The organism is Variovorax sp. 01N425 (assembly GCF_056399465.1).
In genome coordinates, this window is sequence record NZ_JBFTRJ010000004.1 from 286,334 (window position 1) to 305,270 (window position 18,937).

20 protein-coding genes are annotated in these 18,937 nt (G+C 68.8%); 13 read left to right on the forward strand and 7 right to left on the reverse strand.

The genetic code is table 11. The features are described from left to right. Nucleotides 1-18: 18 nt before the first annotated feature. The 3 genes from AC1DSC_RS09185 to AC1DSC_RS09195 are packed head-to-tail and all read right to left on the reverse strand — an operon-like array spanning nt 19 to nt 1,798. Entirely contained in the window at nt 19-570 is a 552-nt protein-coding gene (locus AC1DSC_RS09185; protein WP_412511112.1) for a flavodoxin family protein, read from the reverse strand. 31 nt (nt 571-601) lie between these two features. After that, the gene (locus AC1DSC_RS09190) at nt 602-1,081 is read right to left on the reverse strand and encodes a DoxX family protein (protein ID WP_436287828.1); all 480 of its coding nucleotides are present in this window, start codon (nt 1,079-1,081) and stop codon (nt 602-604) included. A 15-nt stretch (nt 1,082-1,096) separates the two neighbouring features. Further along, nucleotides 1,097-1,798 carry a pirin family protein gene (locus AC1DSC_RS09195; protein WP_412511114.1) on the reverse strand — a complete coding sequence of 234 codons (702 nt, stop codon included), beginning with the start codon at nt 1,796-1,798 and terminating at the stop codon, nt 1,097-1,099. A gap of 176 nt (nt 1,799-1,974) precedes the next feature. Between AC1DSC_RS09195 and AC1DSC_RS09200 the strand changes: the two genes are divergently transcribed. The 5 genes from AC1DSC_RS09200 (at nt 1,975) to AC1DSC_RS09220 (ending at nt 7,113) form a co-directional block, all read left to right on the forward strand. Continuing rightward, nucleotides 1,975-2,928, forward strand: a complete 954-nt coding sequence (locus AC1DSC_RS09200; RefSeq protein WP_012748223.1) for a LysR family transcriptional regulator — start codon at nt 1,975-1,977, stop codon at nt 2,926-2,928. Nucleotides 2,929-3,070: 142 nt separating this feature from the next. After that, nucleotides 3,071-4,153 (forward strand): NAD(P)/FAD-dependent oxidoreductase, encoded by a 1,083-nt coding sequence (locus tag AC1DSC_RS09205; RefSeq protein WP_436287829.1) that lies wholly within the window; start codon nt 3,071-3,073, stop codon nt 4,151-4,153. A 7-nt stretch (nt 4,154-4,160) separates the two neighbouring features. Then, on the forward strand, nt 4,161-5,084 hold the full coding sequence (gene gluQRS / locus AC1DSC_RS09210; protein WP_436287830.1) for a tRNA glutamyl-Q(34) synthetase GluQRS: 924 nt from the start codon (nt 4,161-4,163) through the stop codon (nt 5,082-5,084). Continuing rightward, a complete protein-coding gene (gene trmB, locus AC1DSC_RS09215) occupies nt 5,084-5,842 on the forward strand; it encodes a tRNA (guanosine(46)-N7)-methyltransferase TrmB (protein ID WP_307592460.1) in 759 nt (252 codons plus the stop codon). The genes gluQRS and trmB overlap by 1 nt, the downstream gene beginning before the upstream one ends. Nucleotides 5,843-5,949: 107 nt before the next feature. Further along, the gene (locus AC1DSC_RS09220; protein ID WP_436287831.1) at nt 5,950-7,113 is read left to right on the forward strand and encodes an ABC transporter substrate-binding protein; all 1,164 of its coding nucleotides are present in this window, start codon (nt 5,950-5,952) and stop codon (nt 7,111-7,113) included. A gap of 4 nt (nt 7,114-7,117) precedes the next feature. On the opposite strand, the gene AC1DSC_RS09225 is transcribed toward AC1DSC_RS09220, so the two are convergent. Next, nucleotides 7,118-7,837, reverse strand: a complete 720-nt coding sequence (locus AC1DSC_RS09225; protein WP_436287832.1) for a Crp/Fnr family transcriptional regulator — start codon at nt 7,835-7,837, stop codon at nt 7,118-7,120. Between the two features lie 102 nt (nt 7,838-7,939). Between AC1DSC_RS09225 and AC1DSC_RS09230 the strand changes: the two genes are divergently transcribed. The 8 genes from AC1DSC_RS09230 to AC1DSC_RS09265 all read left to right on the forward strand — a co-directional run bounded on the left by AC1DSC_RS09230 (nt 7,940) and on the right by AC1DSC_RS09265 (nt 16,752). Further along, complete coding sequence (locus AC1DSC_RS09230; protein ID WP_436287833.1) at nt 7,940-8,530, forward strand: HD domain-containing protein; 591 nt, start codon at nt 7,940-7,942, stop codon at nt 8,528-8,530. Nucleotides 8,531-8,554: 24 nt separating this feature from the next. After that, nucleotides 8,555-9,322, forward strand: coding sequence for a class II aldolase/adducin family protein (locus AC1DSC_RS09235; RefSeq protein WP_436287834.1), 768 nt, complete (start codon nt 8,555-8,557; stop codon nt 9,320-9,322). Between the two features lie 90 nt (nt 9,323-9,412). Then, nucleotides 9,413-10,339, forward strand: a complete 927-nt coding sequence (locus tag AC1DSC_RS09240) for a LysR family transcriptional regulator (RefSeq protein WP_436287835.1) — start codon at nt 9,413-9,415, stop codon at nt 10,337-10,339. Nucleotides 10,340-10,415: 76 nt separating this feature from the next. Beyond that, nucleotides 10,416-11,846, forward strand: a complete 1,431-nt coding sequence (tcuA, locus tag AC1DSC_RS09245) for an FAD-dependent tricarballylate dehydrogenase TcuA (protein WP_436287836.1) — start codon at nt 10,416-10,418, stop codon at nt 11,844-11,846. Further along, nucleotides 11,830-13,056 (forward strand): tricarballylate utilization 4Fe-4S protein TcuB, encoded by a 1,227-nt coding sequence (gene tcuB, locus AC1DSC_RS09250; RefSeq protein WP_436287837.1) that lies wholly within the window; start codon nt 11,830-11,832, stop codon nt 13,054-13,056. The genes tcuA and tcuB overlap by 17 nt, the downstream gene beginning before the upstream one ends. A 63-nt stretch (nt 13,057-13,119) precedes the next feature. Beyond that, nucleotides 13,120-14,100 carry a tripartite tricarboxylate transporter substrate binding protein gene (locus AC1DSC_RS09255; RefSeq protein ID WP_278875624.1) on the forward strand — a complete coding sequence of 327 codons (981 nt, stop codon included), beginning with the start codon at nt 13,120-13,122 and terminating at the stop codon, nt 14,098-14,100. A 69-nt stretch (nt 14,101-14,169) separates the two neighbouring features. After that, nucleotides 14,170-16,449: a glycoside hydrolase family 3 N-terminal domain-containing protein gene (locus AC1DSC_RS09260; protein WP_436287838.1), complete on the forward strand. Its 2,280-nt coding sequence runs from the start codon at nt 14,170-14,172 to the stop codon at nt 16,447-16,449. A gap of 21 nt (nt 16,450-16,470) precedes the next feature. Continuing rightward, entirely contained in the window at nt 16,471-16,752 is a 282-nt protein-coding gene (locus tag AC1DSC_RS09265) for a hypothetical protein (protein ID WP_412511124.1), read from the forward strand. 81 nt (nt 16,753-16,833) lie between these two features. On the opposite strand, the gene AC1DSC_RS09270 is transcribed toward AC1DSC_RS09265, so the two are convergent. From AC1DSC_RS09270 to fmdA, 3 genes are all read right to left on the reverse strand, one after another. Continuing rightward, nucleotides 16,834-17,184 (reverse strand): hypothetical protein, encoded by a 351-nt coding sequence (locus AC1DSC_RS09270; protein ID WP_012748237.1) that lies wholly within the window; start codon nt 17,182-17,184, stop codon nt 16,834-16,836. A 148-nt stretch (nt 17,185-17,332) separates the two neighbouring features. Beyond that, nucleotides 17,333-17,680: an FmdB family zinc ribbon protein gene (locus tag AC1DSC_RS09275; protein WP_436287839.1), complete on the reverse strand. Its 348-nt coding sequence runs from the start codon at nt 17,678-17,680 to the stop codon at nt 17,333-17,335. An 11-nt stretch (nt 17,681-17,691) separates the two neighbouring features. Beyond that, nucleotides 17,692-18,924 (reverse strand): formamidase, encoded by a 1,233-nt coding sequence (gene fmdA / locus AC1DSC_RS09280; RefSeq protein WP_436287840.1) that lies wholly within the window; start codon nt 18,922-18,924, stop codon nt 17,692-17,694. Nucleotides 18,925-18,937: the final 13 nt, after the last annotated feature.

The following is an 18,937-nucleotide window of genomic DNA, read 5'->3' on the forward strand; positions in this document are numbered from 1 at the left end:
TCCGTGGTTGGCTGGGTTTTATCCGCGCGATCTTGCCACTGTGGCAATACGCTCGCCGAATGCCCTTGCCGTGTCGAAGTCGCCCTTGAACATCTCGGCCGGGCTCGCATCCGAAGGCGACTGCGTCAGCAGGCCGCCGTAGCCGCCCACGTAGTTCATCGAATCGCGCGTGGCCGCCTTGCTGTTGCTCGGCAGGATGCCCATGCTGACCCACAGGCCGCTGTGCTGCATCGCAAGCGTCCACAGGTAGGCAATGGTCGCGACCTTGTCGCCGTTCATGGTGGCGCTGTTGGTGAAGCCCGCAAAGAGCTTGTCCTTCCAGCCCTGCGTGTACCAGACCTTGGACGAGGCATCGGCGAATTTCTTGAACTGCCAGCTCACGCCGCCCATGTAGGTTGGCGAGCCGAAGATGATCGCGTCGGCCGCGGCCAGCGTCTCCCAGCCGCCTTCGGGCAGGTTGCCATCGGCATCGATGGCGAGCAGCTGCGCGTCCGCGCCATCGGCCACGGCTTGCGCCACGCGCTGGGTATGGCCGTAGCCGGAATGGAAGACAACGACGATGTTTGCCATGTTCAGGGACTCCTTTGTTCGGGTTGTGGAATCAGCGCTTGTCGATGCTGAAGCGGCCGGGGCCGAAGGCGGCGAAGGCGAGCAGGCCGCCCGCAATGGCGATGTTCTTGTTGAAGTTGATCTGCTGCATCATCTTCATTGCATCGGGCGCCGACCAGTACTTGTGGAAGAACAGCGCGGTGACCACGGTGAAGACGGCCATTGCAATGGCGGTCCAGCGGGTCTTGAAGCCCACCAGCAGCGCGATGCCGAGGACGAGCTCGACCAGGATGGCGATCGCGGCGCCGACTTCCGGCAGCGGCAGGCCCACCGAGTTGATGTAGCCCACGGTGCCCGCAAAGCCCATGAGCTTGCCGATGCCGGCCGGGATGAACAGGTACGCGATCAGGATGCGGCCGACCAGCGCCAGCGTGTCCTGGGCTGCATTGGGGGTGGTGGTTGCCATGTGTGAAAACTCCTCGGGTTGTTGAAATTGAAAAAAGAACAGGGGAAAAAGAAGGCCGGGCGGCATGCGCCCGGCCCGGGATCATGCCGCCAGGTCGAACACCAGCACTTCGGCATCCTTGCCGGCGCCGAGCGTGAGCTGCGATTCGCCCTGGAGCATCGCGGCGTCGCCGCCCGCGAGCTTCTGGCCATTGACTTCGAGCTCGCCGCGCACCAGGTGCACGTAGCTCTTGCGCTCGGGGTCGAGCGCCAGGCTGGCCTTCTCTTCGCCGTCGAGCAGGCCGGCGAAGAGGCGCGCATCGGCATGCACCGTGACCGAGCCGTCGGCACCGTCGGGCGAGGCCACCAGGCGCAGCTTGCCGCGCTTTTCGGCGTCGCTGAACTTCTTCTGCTCGTAGCCGGGCGCAATGCCGCGCACGTTCGGCTCGATCCAGATCTGCAGGAAGTGCGTGGTCTCGTCGGCCTTGTGGTTGAACTCGCTGTGCATCACGCCGCGGCCCGCGCTCATGCGCTGCACGTCGCCCGGCGGGATGGATTCCACATTGCCCATGCTGTCCTTGTGCGCCAGTTCGCCCGAGAGCACGTAGCTGATGATCTCCATGTCCTTGTGGCCATGGGTGCCGAAACCGGCGCCCGCGGCCACGCGGTCTTCGTTGATCACCCGCAGGTTGCCGAAGCCCATGTGGGCCGGGTCGTAGTAGCCGGCAAAGGAAAAGCTGTGGAACGAGCGCAGCCAGCCATGGTCGGCATAACCGCGTTCCTGTGATTTACGGACTTGCAACATCGTCAAACTCCTTCGGCCCTGCCCGTGGGGGTTGCTCGGGCCTTCTTCGTATGCCGCGCCGGATGCGCAGCGGATGTGAAGAACTTTAGGCCCGCACCCCATGGGTAAAAGCGTCGGGTTTTGATGGCATCATTCAAATTTTTTGATCGATCGATCCGCCGGTCGAAGGAGCCGCCATGCCCAGCGCCAGAGACGTACTGACCCCCGATGCGCTCGCCATGCTGCAGACCGTGGCGAGCACCGGCAGCTTTGCCGGCGCGGCGCGCGCGCTCAACCTCGTGCCCAGCGCGCTCAGCTACCGCGTGCGCCAGATCGAGGACGCGCTCGACGTGCTGCTGTTCGACCGCAGCGCACGCCAGGCCCGCATCACCGAGGCCGGCGCCGAGCTGCTGCGCGAGGCGGCGCGGCTGCTCGGCGAGATCGATGCGGTTGCCAACCGCGTCAAGCGCGTGGCCACCGGCTGGGAGCCGATGCTCACCATTGCGGTCGACAGCGTGATCGCGCGCGACCCGCTGCTCGACCTGGCCACGGCCTTCTTCGCGCTCGATCCGCCCACGCGGCTCAAGCTGCGCGACGAGACCCTGCTCGGCACCATCGAGGCGCTGACCAGCGGCGAGGCCGACCTGGCCATCGGCGCGGTGCTCGATGCGGCGAGCCTGGCCTTCACCGCCACCGGCATCCGCAGCCGGCCGATCGGCGAACTGTGTTTTGTCTATGCGGTGGCGCCGCACCATCCGCTCGCGCGCCTGCCCGAGCCATTGACCGATGCGGTACTGCGCCAGCATCGCGCGGTGGCCGCCGCCGACTCGGTGCGCAGCGGGCCGAGCATGACGGTCAACCTGGTCGGTGGACAGGACGTGCTCACGGTGCCGAGCATGCAGGCCAAGCTGAACGCGCAGCTGCACGGCCTGGGCGGCGGCTTCCTGCCCGAGCCAATGGCGCGGCCCTACATCGAGGCCGGCCACCTGGTCGAGCGCAAGACCGAACGCCAGCCGCCGCTCGCGACCATGCACTGCGCCTGGCGCGTGCGCAGCGCGGGTGGACCGGGCCGCGCACTCGAATGGTGGCTCGCGCAGTTCGAGCACGAGGCCACGCGGCGGGCTTTGCTCGAACGGCATCGCGGGCGTTGATTCGGTGCGGGACATTCGCGGAGGGAAGTACCCGGTGGCCTGTGCACGCACCCCGAACAGGACACGTCCTCCAGCCCCCTCCCGGACCGATGTAGAGTCCGGACACATCCATCCGTCTCCGTACACAAGAAAAGAGTCCCTCATGACCACTCGCGCAACTGCAAAGGCGGCCGACCGCCACCGAACCCCCGCCGCTCCGCGCCACTACGCCGTCGTCGGCGCCGGCATTGCCGGAGTCGCCTGCGCCCGGACGCTGGTGCAGGCCGGCCACAAGGTCACGGCGTTCGAACGCGAGGCCGCGCCCGGCGGGCGCATGGCGAGCGTCGACACCGCCTTCGGCCGCTTCGACAGCGGCGCGCAGTACTTCACCGTGCGCGATCCGCGCTTTGCGCTGGCGCTGGAAGCCACGCCCAGCCTCTGCCGCCCCTGGAGCGCCAACCTCGTGCGCGTGCTCGATGCGCACGGCCGCGTGGCCGAGGCCGCATTGCCCGGGCGCGAATCGCACTGGGTGGCGCAGCCGGGCATGGACGCCCTGGTGGCCCACTGGGCCGCGCCGCTGGGCGACAGCCTCGTGCTCGACACGCAGGTCACGCAGATCGAAGCCGATGCGCTCGACCCCAAGCGCTGGCAGCTGCGCACCGCCGGTGAAGACGATTCGCAGCACGTGTACTCGGGCTTCGACGCCGTGCTGCTGGCCGTGCCGCCCTCGCGCACGCGCGCGCTGCTGGGCGACGGCAAGCTCTCGGCCGCCATCAGCCAGAAGATCGAGCCGGTGCGCATTGCGCCCTGCTGGACGCTGATGATCGCCTTCCCGCAGGCCAACCAGGCCAACATGTCGCACCTCGGCCCGCAATGGAATGCGGCGCGCAGCACCCATCACCGCGTGGCATGGCTGGCGCGCGAATCGTCCAAGCCCGGCCGCGAACGCGTGGAGCGCTGGACGCTGCAGGCCAGCGCCACCTGGTCGCAGGAGCACCTGCGCGACGATGCCGCGCGCGTCGAAGCCAAGCTGCTGCGCGCCTTCGCCGAGATCACCGGCATCCATGCCGCGCCCACGCACGCCCGGGCACGCTGCTGGCCCGAAGCCCAGACCCAGGTTCCCGTGGGCAAGAGCCACCTGTGGGACGCCAAGGCACGCATCGGCGTGGCCGGCGACTGGTGCACCGGGCACCGGGTCGAAGATGCGTTCCTCTCGGGCCTTTCATTGGCGCTTGCAGTGATCTGATTCGCGGATGCGGGAGACCGGCCGTTTCGCGCCCTCGCCCACCGGCCCGCTGCATGCCGGCTCGCTGGTGGCCGCGCTCGCAAGCTGGCTCGACGTGCGCGCGCGCGGCCCCAAGGCGCGCTGGCTGATCCGCATCGAGGACGCCGACACCGAACGCTGCCTGCCCGGCATGGGCGAGCACATCCTTGGGCAACTGGCCGACTGCGGCCTGCTGCCCGACGAAGCGCCGCTGTGGCAGACGCAGCGCACCGAGCGCTACGAAGCCGCGCTGGCAAGGCTGCGGGCCCTCGGCCTTGCCTACCCCTGCGGCTGCTCGCGCAAGGACATCGACGAGGCGCTGGCACGGCTCGGCCGGCCGCACACGCGCCATGGCGAGCGGGTCTACCCCGGCACCTGCCGCGACGGCCTGCACAGCAAACCCGCACGCGCCTGGCGCTTTGCCGCGGAGAAGTTCGAATCCGCCCAGCCGGCGCTTGCCTCCGGCGAACTCTGCTGGACCGACCGCCGCCTTGGCCGCCAGTGCCAGGACGTGAGCCGCGAGGTTGGCGACTTCGTGCTGCGCCGCGCCGACGGCCCCTGGGCCTACCAGCTTGCGGTGGTGGTCGACGACGCGGAACAGGGCGTGACCGACGTGGTGCGCGGCGAAGACCTGGCCGACAACACCGCGCGCCAGATCCTGCTGCAGCGCGCACTCGGCCTGCCCACGCCCAGCTACCTGCACACGCCGCTGGTGCGCGGCGCCGACGGCGACAAGCTCTCCAAGCAGAACGGCGCCACCGCCATCGACACCGCCACGCCAGAGGCTGCCCTGGCCGCCCTCGACGCGGCCGCGCGCGTGCTCGGCCTGCGCGCCACCACGGCCGCTTCCTGCGCGCCGGCATTGGCCGGCTGGGTGCCCGAATGGCGCGATCTCTACAATTCGCGGCCGTAATGACCTTTCCCGACACCGTGCCCCACGATTCCACGCCCAGCGACGACGACGACGCGGCCGACGACAACAGCAACAACAAGCCGCATCCGCTGCACCGCCGCCTCAAGAGCTTCGTGAAGCGCGCGGGCCGCACCACCGACGGCCAGGCGCGCGCCTTTGCCGAGCTGGGCCCGCTGTTCCTCATTCCCTACAAGCCCGAGCCGCTCGACCTGACGGCGGCCTTCGGCGGCCGCGCCGCGCCGACCGTGTTCGAGATCGGCTTTGGCATGGGCGAGGCCACCGCGCACATCGCCACGGTGCTGCCCGAGACCAACTTCCTGTGCTGCGAAGTGCACGAGCCCGGCGTGGGCGCGCTGCTCAAGCGCATCGGCGAGCAGTCGATCAGCAACATCCGCATCTGCGCGCACGATGCGGTCGACGTGCTCGACCACATGCTGCAGCCCGGCTCGCTGGCGGGCGTGCATGTGTTCTTTCCCGACCCGTGGCACAAGAAGCGCCACAACAAGCGCCGCCTGATCCAGCCCGAGTTCGTGAAAAAGCTCGCCGAACACCTGCAGCCGGGCGGCTACATCCACTGCGCCACCGACTGGCAGCCCTACGCCGAGCAGATGCTCGAGGTGCTGTCCGCCGAGCCGCTGCTGCGCAATACGGCCGAAGGCTACGCACCCAAGCCCGAATACCGGCCGCTCACCAAGTTCGAGAACCGCGGCATCAAGCTGGGCCACGGCGTCTGGGACCTGGTGTTCCGGCGCGCCTGAGGCCGCTGCTCCTCCGGGAGGCCCGCCGGGGGGCCTCGTTTTCCGCAGCCTTCCCCATCGGCACCGAACTTGCTACACTTTTTTACTACTGTTAAAAAAGGTGAGCCATGGACAGTTCTCGCAGGGAATGGCTGGGCAAGGCGTGCGGGGCGCTGCTGCTGGGCGGCGGCGTTCATCTGCCGGCGCTGTCGCAATCGTCGGGCCGCGCGGCGGGCGCACGGGTGGTCGTGCTGGGCCAGTCGGTGCCGCTGACGGGCGCGGCCGGCGAGATCGGGCTGGCCTTTGCGGCCGGCAGCCGGCTCGCGGTGGCCGACTTCAACGAGCGCAATGCCGCCAGCGGCCTGCAGCTCAAGCTGCTGCAGCTGGACGACGGCTACGACGCGGGCCGGGCCGCCGCCAATGCACGCACGCTGCTTGGCACCGACAAGGCCGACATGCTGTTCGGCTTCGTGGGCACGGCCAGCAGCGACGCCGGCGCCAACGTGGCCGCGCAGCAGGGCAGCCTGCTGTTCGCGCCTTTTGCCGCCGCCGACACGCTGCGCGAGGCCAGCCACCCCAACGTGTTCCACGTGCGCCCCGGCATGATCGACGAGGCGCTGAAGATCGTGCGCCAGTGCGCCACCGTGGGCCAGACGCGCATCGCGCTGGTGGGCGACGACGACGCCATGGGCCGCGCCGGCCTGGCCGCCGTGCAGCAGGCCATCACCGAGCTGAAGCTGCCCGCGCTGGTGGCCTCGGCGATGGTGCCGGCCGGCGGCGCCGACAAGCTCGACGCGGCGCTGAAGACGGTGCTGCAGCAGACGCCGCAGGCCATCGTGCTGGTGTCGCTCTCGGGCACCACGGCCAGCGCGATCCGCAAGCTGCGCAAGAGCGGCTACAGCGGCAGCTTCATGGCCTTCTCGATCGTGGGCATCGACCCGCTCTATGCCGAACTGGGCAAGGACATCGGCGGCATCGTGATCTCGCAGGTAGTGCCGTCGCCGCGGCCCTCGGCCATTCCGATCGTCAAGGAGTACCGCGCCGCGGTCGACAACTCCGACCAGACGCCCTCGTACGAAGGGCTCGAAGGCTTCATCGCGGTCAAGGTGGCGGGCGAAGCGGTGCGCCGCGCGGGCCGCGGCTTCACCACGGCGAGCCTGCAGCGCGTGATGACCGCCATGACCGACTACGACGTGGGCGGCTTCCGCGTCAACCTGCGCCCGGGCCTGCGCGATGCCTCGCGCACCATCGACCTGATCAGCATCTCGGCCGACGGGCGCGTGCTGCGCTGAGGCGCTATCCGGTGCTCGCCAGCGCCTGCAGCGCATCGATCGACCTGAGCTCGATGCGCCCGTAGCCCAGCGCGAGCACGCCCTCGCCCGCCAGCGCATTGAGCTCCTTCGAAAGCGTCTGGCGCGTGACGCCGAGCATCATCGCCAGCGCCTCCTGCGGCAGCATCAGCGTGCGGCGCAGCTGCAGCGACTGCGTGGCGTCGCCGCGCGCCAGCACCAGCAGCCGGTGCGCCACGCGCGCACGCAGGCTGCGCAGCGTGGCGTCTTCGGTGAGGCCGTAGAGCATGCGCACGCGCGCGGCCAGCATGGCGGCCACCGCATTGGCAAAGACCACGTCGCGCATCTGCTGGGCAAAGGCCTCGGGCGGCACCACGAGCAGGTCGAGCGCCTCCAGCGCGGTGGCGTCGTGCGTGCGCGGCGAGCCGTCGATCAGCGTGATCTCGCCGAACCAGTTGCCGGGCTCGAGCACCGCAAGAATGGCCTCGCGCCCGTCCTGCCGCAGCGAAGAGATCTTGATCGTGCCGGCCAGGAGGCCATAGAAGCCGCCGCCCGCCGCATGGATCGGATCGCCCTGGCGGAACACCATGGCGCCGCGCCGCACGTGGATGAGTTCGCCCGCGCCCAGCAGTGCTTCGCGCTGCGCGCGCGGCATGCTGGTGAACCATGGATTGCGCTCCATCGCGGCGCGGTGCACAGGGGAGAGACGCGGTTTGGAAGGCGGCATGCGGGGGTTTACCAGAGCCTTGCATTGTCAAATTCTTGACAGTTGAACGTCAAGCCCGGGTCTACAGTGGCCGCTCCCCCCAAAGAACACGGAGACAACACGATGAGCGAACGGGCAGGTTTCAGGAGCATGCAGGAGAGCACGCGCGAAGACTGGCAGCTGATCGGCGGCGAGTTCAGGCAGTTCGCGGGCGGCCTGCCCGCGCGCGTGATCCGGCACCTGCAGATCCTCGAAGGCGACTACGGCGGCTTTCCGGTCGACCGCTACACCCATTCGCTGCAGACCGCCACGCGCGCGCTGCGCGACGGCCGCGACGAGGAATACGTGGTGTGCGCGCTCCTGCACGACATCGGCGACACGCTCGGCAGCTTCAACCATCCCGACATTGCCGCGGCCATCCTCAAGCCCTTCGTGAGCGAGGCCAACCACTGGATGGTGCAGCACCACGGCATCTTCCAGGGCCACTACTTCTTCCATCACATCGGCCTGGACCGCGACATGCGCGACGGCTTCAAGGACCATCCGCACTACGAGCGCACGGCCGAGTTCTGCGCGCTCTACGACAACCCGGCCTTCGACCCCCGCGCCGAGACGCTGCCCATCAGCGAGTTCGAGCCCATGCTGCAGCGCCTGATGGCGCAGCCGAAGCAGAGCATCTACAAGGCGGCCATGAAGGAACCAGCCGCGGCCTGACCCATCCCCAAGGAAACCACCACCATGAACGCAAACACCCAATCCGAAATCCAGAAGCTCGTCTCCGCCGAGGAGTGGCAGCTGCGCGTCGACCTTGCCGCCTGCTACCGCCTGGTAGCGCTCTACGGCTGGAGCGACCTGGTCTTCACGCACATCAGCGCGCGCATTCCCGGGCCCGAGCATCACTTCCTGATCAACCCCTACGGCCTGATGTTCGACGAGATCACCGCGTCGAGCCTGGTCAAGGTCGACCAGCAGTGCAACAAGATCATCGACTCGCCCTACCCCGTGAACCCCGCCGGCTTCGTGATCCACAGCGCCGTGCATGCGGCGCGCGAAGACATCCAGTGCGTGCTGCACACCCACACCCGGGCCGGCATTGCGGTGAGCGCGCAGAAGAACGGCGTGCTGCCCATCAGCCAGCAGTCGACCTTCGTGCTGGCGTCGCTGGCCTACCACGACTACGAAGGCGTGGCCTTCCGCGACGACGAGAAGCCGCGCCTGCAGGCCGACATGGGCAACGCCAATTTCCTGATGCTGCGCAACCACGGCCTGCTGACTTGCGGCAAGACCATTGCCGACGCCTTCCTTTCGATGTACACCTTCGAGAACACCTGCCAGATCCAGATCGCCGCGCAATCGGGCGGCGGCGAACTCACGCAGGTGAACCCCAGGATCGTCGAGGGCGTGGGCCAGGCGATGAAGGTGCAGACCGGCGGCCTGGGCGGGCAGTTCGTCTGGCCTTCGCTGATCCGCAAGCTCGACCGCATCGACGACAGCTACAAGCAATAAGCAACAAGCGCCGATCCCGGTTTCCACGGCTGCCAGCGCCTGCGCGACGGGTGTTGGCGGCCATTTTTTCAACTGCGCGATGATGCGGGCATGGAACTCCGGCAACTGCGCTACTTCGTCAAGGTCTGTGAACTGCGCAGCATGGGCCGTGCGGCCGTCGAACTGGGCGTGGTCACCTCGGCGCTGAGCCAGCAGATCAGCCGGCTCGAAGGCGAGCTCTCCACGCGCCTCTTGCAGCGCAGTTCGACCGGCGTGGTGCCCACCGATGCCGGCCTGGCCTTTTTGCAGCAGGCCCAGCTCACGCTGCGGCATGCCGACGATGCCGTGCGCGCGGCGCAGCAGGCACGCCTGTCGGGCCATGTGAGCGTGGGCCTCGCGCCCACCACCGCCACCGTGCTGGGCGTGCCGCTGATGCGCGCCATGCAGCAGCGCTACCCCGAGGTGCGGCTGCACATGGTCGAGGCGCTGTCGGGCCATCTCACGACGATGCTGCACGCGCGCCAGCTCGACCTGGCGGTGCTGTTCCAGACCGATACGCCGCGGCGCTGGAGCGTGGCGCCGCTCCTGGCCGAGAAGCTGTTCGTGATCGCGTCGCCGACGCTGGAGGGGCGCCCCACGGGCACCAAGGTCCGCCTGTCGCAGCTCGCCGAGGTGCCGCTGATCCTGCCGAGCGGCAGCCACGGCCTGCGCGCGACGCTGATGGCGGCCTTTGCGCGGGCCCGCATCCAGCCGCGCATCGTTGCCGAGGTCGACGGCCTCGCGCTGCTGATGGACGCGGTGCGCGCGGGCTACGGCGCCACCGTGCAGCCCGGCGCCGCCACGGCCCGGCATGACCGCGACGACCTGGAGCTCACGCAGATCAGCGATGCGCACGTGGGCCGCCGCAACCTGCTCGTGAGCCTCTCGGACGACGAGCTTTCGCCGGCCGCGCTGGCCGCGCGCGTGGTGGTTGCCGACACGGCGCGCGCCCTGGTGCGCGAGGGCCGATGGACCGGCGCAAGTCTTCTCGATAACTGAACACCCGTTGCCTCTTTCGGCCTTTCGCGTGAAGGGCGCGCTCCCTAAAGTCTCCTGATTCAAAGGAGACCCACGAGTGATAGATGTACTGGTTGTCGGCGGCGGCAATGCCGCGCTGTGCGCCGCGCTGATGGCGCGCGAGGCCGGCGCTTCGGTGCTGCTGCTGGAAGCCTCGCCGAAGGAATGGCGCGGCGGCAATTCGCAGCACACCCGCAACCTGCGCTGCATGCACGACGCGCCGCAGGACGTGCTGGTCGATGCCTACCCTGAAGAGGAGTACTGGCAAGACCTGCTGAAGGTGACCGGCGGCCTGACCGACGAGCACCTCGCGCGCCTGGTGATCCGCGCCTCGTCGAACTGCCGCGACTGGATGCGCAGCCATGGCGTGCACTTCCAGCCGCCGCTGTCGGGCGCGCTGCACGTGGCGCGCACCAATGCCTTCTTCATGGGCGGCGGCAAGGCGCTGGTGAATGCCTATTTCCGCAGCGCCGAAAAGTTGGGCGTGCAGATCCGCTACGAGACGCCCGTGGCCTCAGTGGAGCTCGACGGCGAGCGCTTCGTGGCCGTGCGCACCGAGGCCGGCGAGCGCATCGAAGCCAGGAGCTGCGTGCTGGCCGCCGGCGGCTTCGAATCGAACCGTGAATGGCTGCGCGAAGCCTGGGGCCAGAACGAGCGCGGCGAATGGCCGGCCGACAATTTCCTCGTCCGCGGCACGCGCTTCAACCAGGGCGTGCTGCTGAAGTACATGATCGGCGCCGGCGCCGACAGCATCGGCGATCCGTCGCAGGGCCACATGGTGGCCATCGATGCGCGCGCACCGCTCTACGACGGCGGCATCTGCACCCGCATCGACTGCGTGTCGCTCGGCGTGGTGGTCAACCGCGAGGCGCAACGCTTCTACGATGAGGGCGAAGACTTCTGGCCCAAGCGCTACGCGATCTGGGGCCGGCTGGTGGCGCAGCAGCCGGAGCAGATCGCGTGGTCGGTCATCGACCAGAAGGCCGTCGGGCGCTTCATGCCGCCGGTGTTCACCGGCACGCAGGCAAGCACGCTCGGCGAGCTGGCGCAGAAGATCGGCCTGGACGAAGCCACGTTCGTGCGCACCGTGCAGGACTACAACGCGGCCTGCCGCGTCGGCCGCTTCGACCACACGGCCCTCGACGACTGCCACACCGAAGGCATCGCGCCCGCCAAGACGCACTGGGCGCGCCCGATCGACACCGCGCCCTTCTACGCCTACCCGCTGCGGCCCGGCATCACCTTCACGTATCTCGGCCTGAAGGTGGACGAGACCGCGGCCGTGCGCTTTGGCGGCCGGCCCAGCCCCAACCTGTTCGTAGCCGGCGAAATGATGGCCGGCAATGTGCTGGGCAAGGGCTACACGGCCGGCGTGGGCATGAGCATCGGCACGGCCTTCGGCCGCATCGCGGGCACGCAGGCGGCACGCGCAGCAAAGAGCCATTCGAAAAAGAATTCCCCGGAGACCGCCCTTGCAGCAGCTCACTGACCTGGTCGCACGCGCCCGTGCGGATGCCGATGGCATCGGCAGCGCATCGGCGCGCGTCATTCCCATCCGGCCGGCGCTGCCGCTCGCCGCCAGCGAAGCCGAAGTCGCGCGCATCCTGCAGATCTGCAACGCCTGCCGGTATTGCGAAGGCTTCTGCGCCGTGTTCCCCGCAATGACGCGGCGGCTGGAGTTCGGCAAGGCCGACACGCACTATCTGGCCAACCTGTGCCACAACTGCGGCTCCTGCCTGCATGCCTGCCAATATGCGCCGCCGCACGAGTTTGCGGTGAACGTGCCGCAGGCGATGGCGCAGGTGCGCCTGCAGACCTACCACGACTACGCCTGGCCCCCTGCGATGGGCGCGCTCTACAAGAAGGCCGGGCTCACCGTCGCGCTGGCGCTGGCCGGTGGATTGGCGCTGTTCCTCGTGCTGGCCGTCGCGATGTCGGGCGCGCTGCTGCACGAGCCGCTCGCGGGCAACTTCTACGCGATCTTTCCGCACAACTTTCTCGCGCTGGTGTTCGGCGCGGTGTTCGCCTTTGTGCTGTTCGCGCTGGCGATGGGCGTGCGGCGCTTCTGGCGCGAGGTGTCGCCGCCGCAGGAGAACGCGCCGGGCGAAGTGGCCGGCGTGCGCGCCGCGGCCGGCGCCGAGGCCGCGCACGACGTGCTGCGCCTCACCTACCTGGACGGCGGCCACGGCGAGGGCTGCAACAACGAAGACGACCGCTTCACGCCCTGGCGCCGGCGTTTCCACCACTTCACCTTCTACGGCTTCATGCTGTGCTTCGCCTCCACCTGCGTGGCAACGCTCTACCACTACCTGCTGGGCCTGCACGCGCCCTATACGCTCACGAGCCTGCCGGTGCTGCTGGGCACCGCGGGCGGCATCGGCCTGGTGATCGGCCCCGTCGGGCTGCTGTGGCTGAACCTGCGGCGCAATGCGGCGCATGGCGACGTGGCCCAGCGGCCGATGGACCGCGGCTTCATCGCGCTGCTGCTGCTCACCAGCGCGACCGGCCTGGCCCTGCTCGCCTGGCGCGACACCGCCTTCATGGCGCTGCTGCTCGCGGTGCACCTGGGCGTAGTGATGGCGCTGTTCCTCACGCTGCCCTACGGCAAGTTCGCGCACGGCATCTTCCGCTCGGCGGCGCTGCTCAAGTTCGCGATCGAAAAACGCCTGCCCAGCCGCCTGCAGCTGGGCGCCGAGTGAATGAACTCGTGCACCCCAGACCCTGCAATCTTCAAAACCACGACAACACCAAGACCCATCACGATGAACAAGACGCTCTCCTCTTTCCTGCGCGCCGGCATGGCCGCCCTGCTCTCGGCGGCGGCCGCATCGACCGCGCTCGCAGACGGCTGGCCCGCCAAGCCCATCACCATCGTCGTGCCCTTCGTGGCAGGCGGCACCACCGACATCGTCGCGCGCACCGTGGGCCAGAAGCTCTCGGAATCGCTCGGGCAGCCGGTCATCATCGACAACCGTGGCGGCGCAGGCGGCACCGTGGGCGCGGCCATCGCATCGAAGGCGCCGGCCGACGGCTACACGCTGTTCCTGGCCACCATCGCGCATTCGATCGCGCCGGGCCTCTACAAGCGCCTGCCCTACGACTTCCAGCGCGACTTCGATCCCGTGGCGCTCGTGGCCTCCACGCCCAACGTGCTGGTGGTCAACGACAAGGTGCCGGCCAGGTCGGTGGCGGAACTGGTGGCCTACATCAAGGCCAATCCCGGCAAGGTGAACTTCGGCTCGGCCGGCAACGGCAGCACCGAGCACATCTCGGGCGAGCTGTTCCGCTCGATGACCCGGACCGACGTCACCCACGTGCCCTACAAGGGCGGCGCGCCGATGATGGCGGACCTGATCGGCGGCCAGATCCAGATGGCCATCGAGACCAGCCCCTCGGCCGCGCCGCACGTGCGCGGCGGCAAGGTGCATGCGCTGGCCGTGACCACGCTGAAGCGCTCGCCGGCCTACCCGGGCGTGCCCACGCTGGACGAGGCCGGCCTCAAGGGCTACGACATGACCACCTGGTTCGCACTCATGGCACCGCACGGCACGCCGCCGGCACTGGTCACGCGCCTGAACGCCGAAGTCGCCCGCGCGCTGCAGCAGCAGGACGTGGCCAGGCGTTTCGAGGAGCAAGGCGTAACAGCAGGCAACATGCGGCCGGCCGAGCTCAAGGCCTTCATCGGCAGCGAAACCACCAAGTGGGTGAAGGTGGCCCGCGACGCCGGCGCGACCGCCGAATAGGCGCCCGCGCCTTACCGTCAAAGCCCGGCCGTTCCGTGCGGCATCGCTTTGGCGTGAGAATGGCGTGCCATGCACGTTCGAATCCCCGCCATGGCGGCGGCCCTGCTGGGCCTGGCCTCGGTTCTCTTCTCCCCCGCGTCTCTCCCGGCCCCGGCCACCGCCGAGGGCGCCAAGGGCGCGGACGCCCGCATCGAATCGCTCATCGCCCGCATGACGGTCGAGGAGAAGGTCGGCCAGCTCAGCCTCTACGGCCCCGCCAACACCAACATTCCCGGCAACCCGCAAGCCGGCCAGCGCAATGCGCAGCAGGAAATCGACGACGTGCGCGCCGGCCGCGTCACCGGCCTGTTCAACAACGAGGGGCTGGAGCGCAAGCGGGTGCTGCAGGAGGTGGCCGTGCGCGAATCGCGCCTGGGCATTCCGCTGCTGTACGGTGCCGACGTGATCCACGGCTTTCGCACCATCTTCCCGATGCCGCTGGCCGAGGCCGCGAGCTGGGAGCCCGAACTGGCCGAGCGCACCGCGCGCGCCGCCGCGGTGGAAGCGAGCGCCGACGGCTTTCGCTGGACCTTCGCGCCGATGGTGGACATTGCACGCGATGCGCGATGGGGCCGCGGCATCGAGGGCGCGGGCGAAGACGTGTACCTGGCCAACCAGTTCGCGGCCGCGCGCGTGCGCGGCTTCCAGGGCGCCGACCTCTCGCGCGGCGATTCGCTGCTGGCCACGCCCAAGCACTTCGCGGCCTACGGCGCTGCCGAGGGCGGGCTCGACTACGCCGCCACCGACATCTCGGAGCGCACGCTGCGCCAGGTCTACCTGCCGCCGTTCCGCGCCGCGCTGGACGCGGGCGCGCTCTCGGTCATGAGCGCCTTCAACGAGATCTCGGGCATTCCGTCGATTGCCAACCCGGCGCTGCTGACGGGCGTGCTGCGCGACGAATGGAAGTTCAAGGGCTTCGTGGTGTCCGACTACACGGCCGACGAGGAACTGATCGCGCACGGCTACGCCGCCGACGGCCGCGAGGCAGCGAAGCAGTCGTTCCTGGCCGGCACCGACGTCAGCATGCAGAGCGGCCTGTACATGCGCCACCTGCCCGAACTCGTGGCCTCGGGCGAAGTGCCGATGGCGCGCCTGGACGACGCGGTGCGCCGCGTGCTGTGGGTCAAGCAGAAGCTGGGCCTCTTCGACCAGCCGCTGCGCGGGCTCGACGCCGCACCGGCGCAGCCGCGGGCCGACAACCCCGCGCACATCGCGCTGGCACGCGAGGATGCGCGCCGCTCGATCGTGCTGCTGAAGAACGAGCGCGCAGTGCTGCCGCTGCCCAAGGCGGGCCGCAAGATCGCGCTGATCGGGCCCTTCGCCTCGGGCACGCAGGACCTGCTCGGTGCGTGGAGCCTGTTCCCGGGCCAGGCGGCGCCCGTGGGCATCGACGACGGCCTGCGCGCCGCGCTGGCCGACCCGGGCGCGCTGGCGGTGGTGCGCGGCTCGGGCATCGATGCGCCGCTGGCCGGCGGCATCGAGGCCGCCGTGGCCGCCGCGCGCGAGGCCGACGTGGTGGTGCTCGCCATCGGCGAGAGCGAGCGCATGTCGGGCGAGGCGCGCTCGCGCACCGACATCGGCATTCCGCAGGCCCAGCAGGACCTGGCCGAGGCCGTGGCCGCCACCGGCAAGCCCGTGGTCGTGCTGCTGAGCAACGGCCGCGCGATGGCACTCAAGGGTGCGGTGCGCAATGCCGACGCCATCCTCGTCACCTGGTTTCTCGGCGTGCAGACCGGCAACGCCATTGCCGACGTGGTCTTCGGCGACTTCAATCCCTCGGGCCGCCTGCCGGTGAGCTTTCCGCAGGCGTCCGGCCAGGTGCCCTTCTACTACGGCCAGAAGCGCACCGGCCGGCCGCTGCCCGACTACGACCAGGCCATGGCCTTCAAGACCCGCTACGTGGACACCACGAACCGGGCGCTCTACCCCTTCGGCCATGGCATCGGCTATGCGCCGGTGCGCTACGACGGCATGGAGCTGAGCCAGGACCGGCTGCCGATCGGCGGCACGCTGCGCGTGCGCGCCACCGTCACCAACACCGGCCAGCGCGAGGCCGAGGAAGTGGTGCAGCTCTATGCCGCCGAACGCGCCGCGAGCGTGACGCGGCCGGTGCGCGAGCTCAAGAACTTCCGCAAGGTGCGCATCGGGCCCGGTGCGTCGAAGGTGGTCGAGTTCACGCTGCGCCCGGACGACCTGCAGTTCATCGGCCGCGACATGAAGCCGACGGTGGAGCCGGGAGAGTTCGACCTGTGGGTGGCACCTTCGGCCGCAGACGGCATCAAGAAGAGCTTCGCGCTCACGCCGGAGTGAGGCGCGGTGGACGATCGGTCGATGATGAAAACACCCCTGCTCGCCGGGCGCCGCCTGGCACTCATCTGCGAAACGAGCACCGAGAGCTACAGCTTCGGTCCGGACGGCACGGTCGCCGCGATCCTGGGAGAGAAGAACGGACCTGCATGCGCACCGATCTTTCGCTACAGGGTGCTGTCCGCCGACAGCATCGAGCTGCTGGACGGCGACAGGGTGTTCGCGGCCTGGACGCACATCGAGATCGATGGTGATCTGCTGCGCGCCCGATGCAACGGGCAAGCCAAGGTATTCAGGATCGGATGAGGAACGGCTGGCGGAGAACGCGAAAAACGGGCCCCGTCGGGGGCCCGTTCTTCATTACGCCGATCAAGGGAGCGATTCGGCTCAGAGGCCGGCCTGGCGCGTGAACGACACGCTGGGCTTCTTGTAGGCTTGCGGCACTTCGTCGCGGTAGAACGCGCGGCGGTCGAGGCTTGCGAGCGGGTCGTGCGCCTTGGCAACGGCTTCGGCCTGGATGGTCGCGCGGTCGGCGGTCGAGGTGAAGGCTTGCGCACCGGCGCTGGCGCTGTCGCCGTATTCGTTGCCGGCGCGGGCGGCGGCAACGGCTTGCGGCGCGACTTCGGCGCGCGAAACGCCGGAGTTCACGGTCAGCACACCTTCGTAGGTTTCTGCATGCGCACCGGCGGCAGCCAGGAGCGAGAGGGCAGCAGCAGCGAGGACTTTCGAGGCATTCATTTCAATCTCCTAATGGGTTGGTTGGTGAAATGAAGTGTGATCCTGAAGTGCCTCAAAAAACCGCGGCAAACGGAATCGCGGCGTTCACGGGATTGAAACAATCGAACCGGTGCCGGCCCGCTGCATGCCGTGGATTGTTAGGCCTGCATTAGTGCGAAATCATCCAGGGCCGCTTGGCAGGCGCCGACTTGGCGCCGTTGGGTGCCGTCACCGTCGCACTGCGCCGCGGCGATGAACCCGCGCAGCAGCCGCAGCCCGCCGGATGCTTGAAGCGCGCGTAGTCGCGCGAGCTGCCCGGCTCGTGCCGGGCGCGCTCGTTGGTCTCCATCGCGCGGCGCGTGCCCGAGGCCATCAGCGCGAGCCGCGGCGCCGCCGAAAGCACGCGTGGCGATGCGGCGCCGCAGTCGGGGCATGCGGCGGGATCGTCGCGCTGGCCCGAAGGCCGCAGCGCCTCGAAGCCGCCGCACCGGCCGCAGGCGTAGTCGTAGGTGGGCATGGGCGCGTCCGTCAGGCCAGGTCGTGCGAGAGCGGCATGTCGATGCTGCCGTCGATCATCTTCACCGGCCCCGCGGCGTTCGGGTTGATGTCGAAGTCGAAGATCTGCGTGGGCAGCCAGAGCGTGGCACAGGAGTTGGGCACGTCGACCACGCCGCTGATGTGGCCCTGCACGGGTGCGGTGCCCAGGATCGAATAGGCCTGCGCGCCCGAGTAGCCGAACTTCTTCAGGTACTCGATGGCGTTGAGGCAAGCTTGCCGATAGGCCACGTTCACGTCCAGGTAGTACTGCTTGCCGGCCTCGTCGACCGAGATGCCTTCGAAGATCAGGTAGTCGTTGTACTGCGGCGTGATCACGCTCGGCTTGAAGATCGGGTTCTTGATGCCGTACTTGGCCATGCCGCCCTTGATGAGCGTGACCTTCATGTGCACCCAGCCCGCCATCTCGATGGCGCCGCAGAAGGTGATCTCGCCGTCGCCCTGGCTGAAGTGCAGGTCGCCCACGCTGAGGCCTGCGCCGTCGACGTACACCGGAAAGAACACCTTCGAGCCGCGCGACAGGTCCTTGATGTCGCAGTTGCCGCCGTGCTCGCGCGGCGGCACGGTGCGCGCGCCCTCGGCGGCGGCCTTCGCCCTCGCCTCGCCCGTCATCTTGCCCATGTGGGCGGTGCCGGCGAACGGCGGATTGGCAAGGCCGGGCACGCGGTCCGGGTCGGTGGCGATGAGCTTGCCTTCGCGCTCGTTCCACATGTCGAGCATCGGCTTGTCGGGCAGGCAGCCGATCAGGCCGGGGTGGATGAGGCCCGCGAAGTTGACGCCCGGAATGTGGCGCGAGCTGGTGAACATGCCCTTGAAGTCCCAGATGGATTTCTGCGCTTCGGGAAAGTGCTCGGTCAGGAAGCCGCCGCCGTTCTTCTTCGAGAAGAAGCCGTTGAAGCCCCAGAGGCTGTCCTGCTTGGCGCCGATGTCGAGCAAGTCCACCACCAGCAGGTCGCCGGGCTCGGCGCCCTTCACGCCTACGGGGCCCGAGAGGTAGTGCACGGTGCTCAGGTCGATGTCGCGCACGTCGTCGGCGCTGTCGTTGTTCTTGATGAAGCCGCCGGTCCAGTCGAAAGTCTCGAGGATGAAGTCGTCGCCCGGGTTGACCCAGCAGGCCATCGGAATGTCCGGATGCCAGCGGTTGTGGATCATCTCGTTCTCGGTGGGCGGCTTGGTCAGGTCGACCTTGATCAGCGTGTCCGTCATTTGCAGTGGCTCC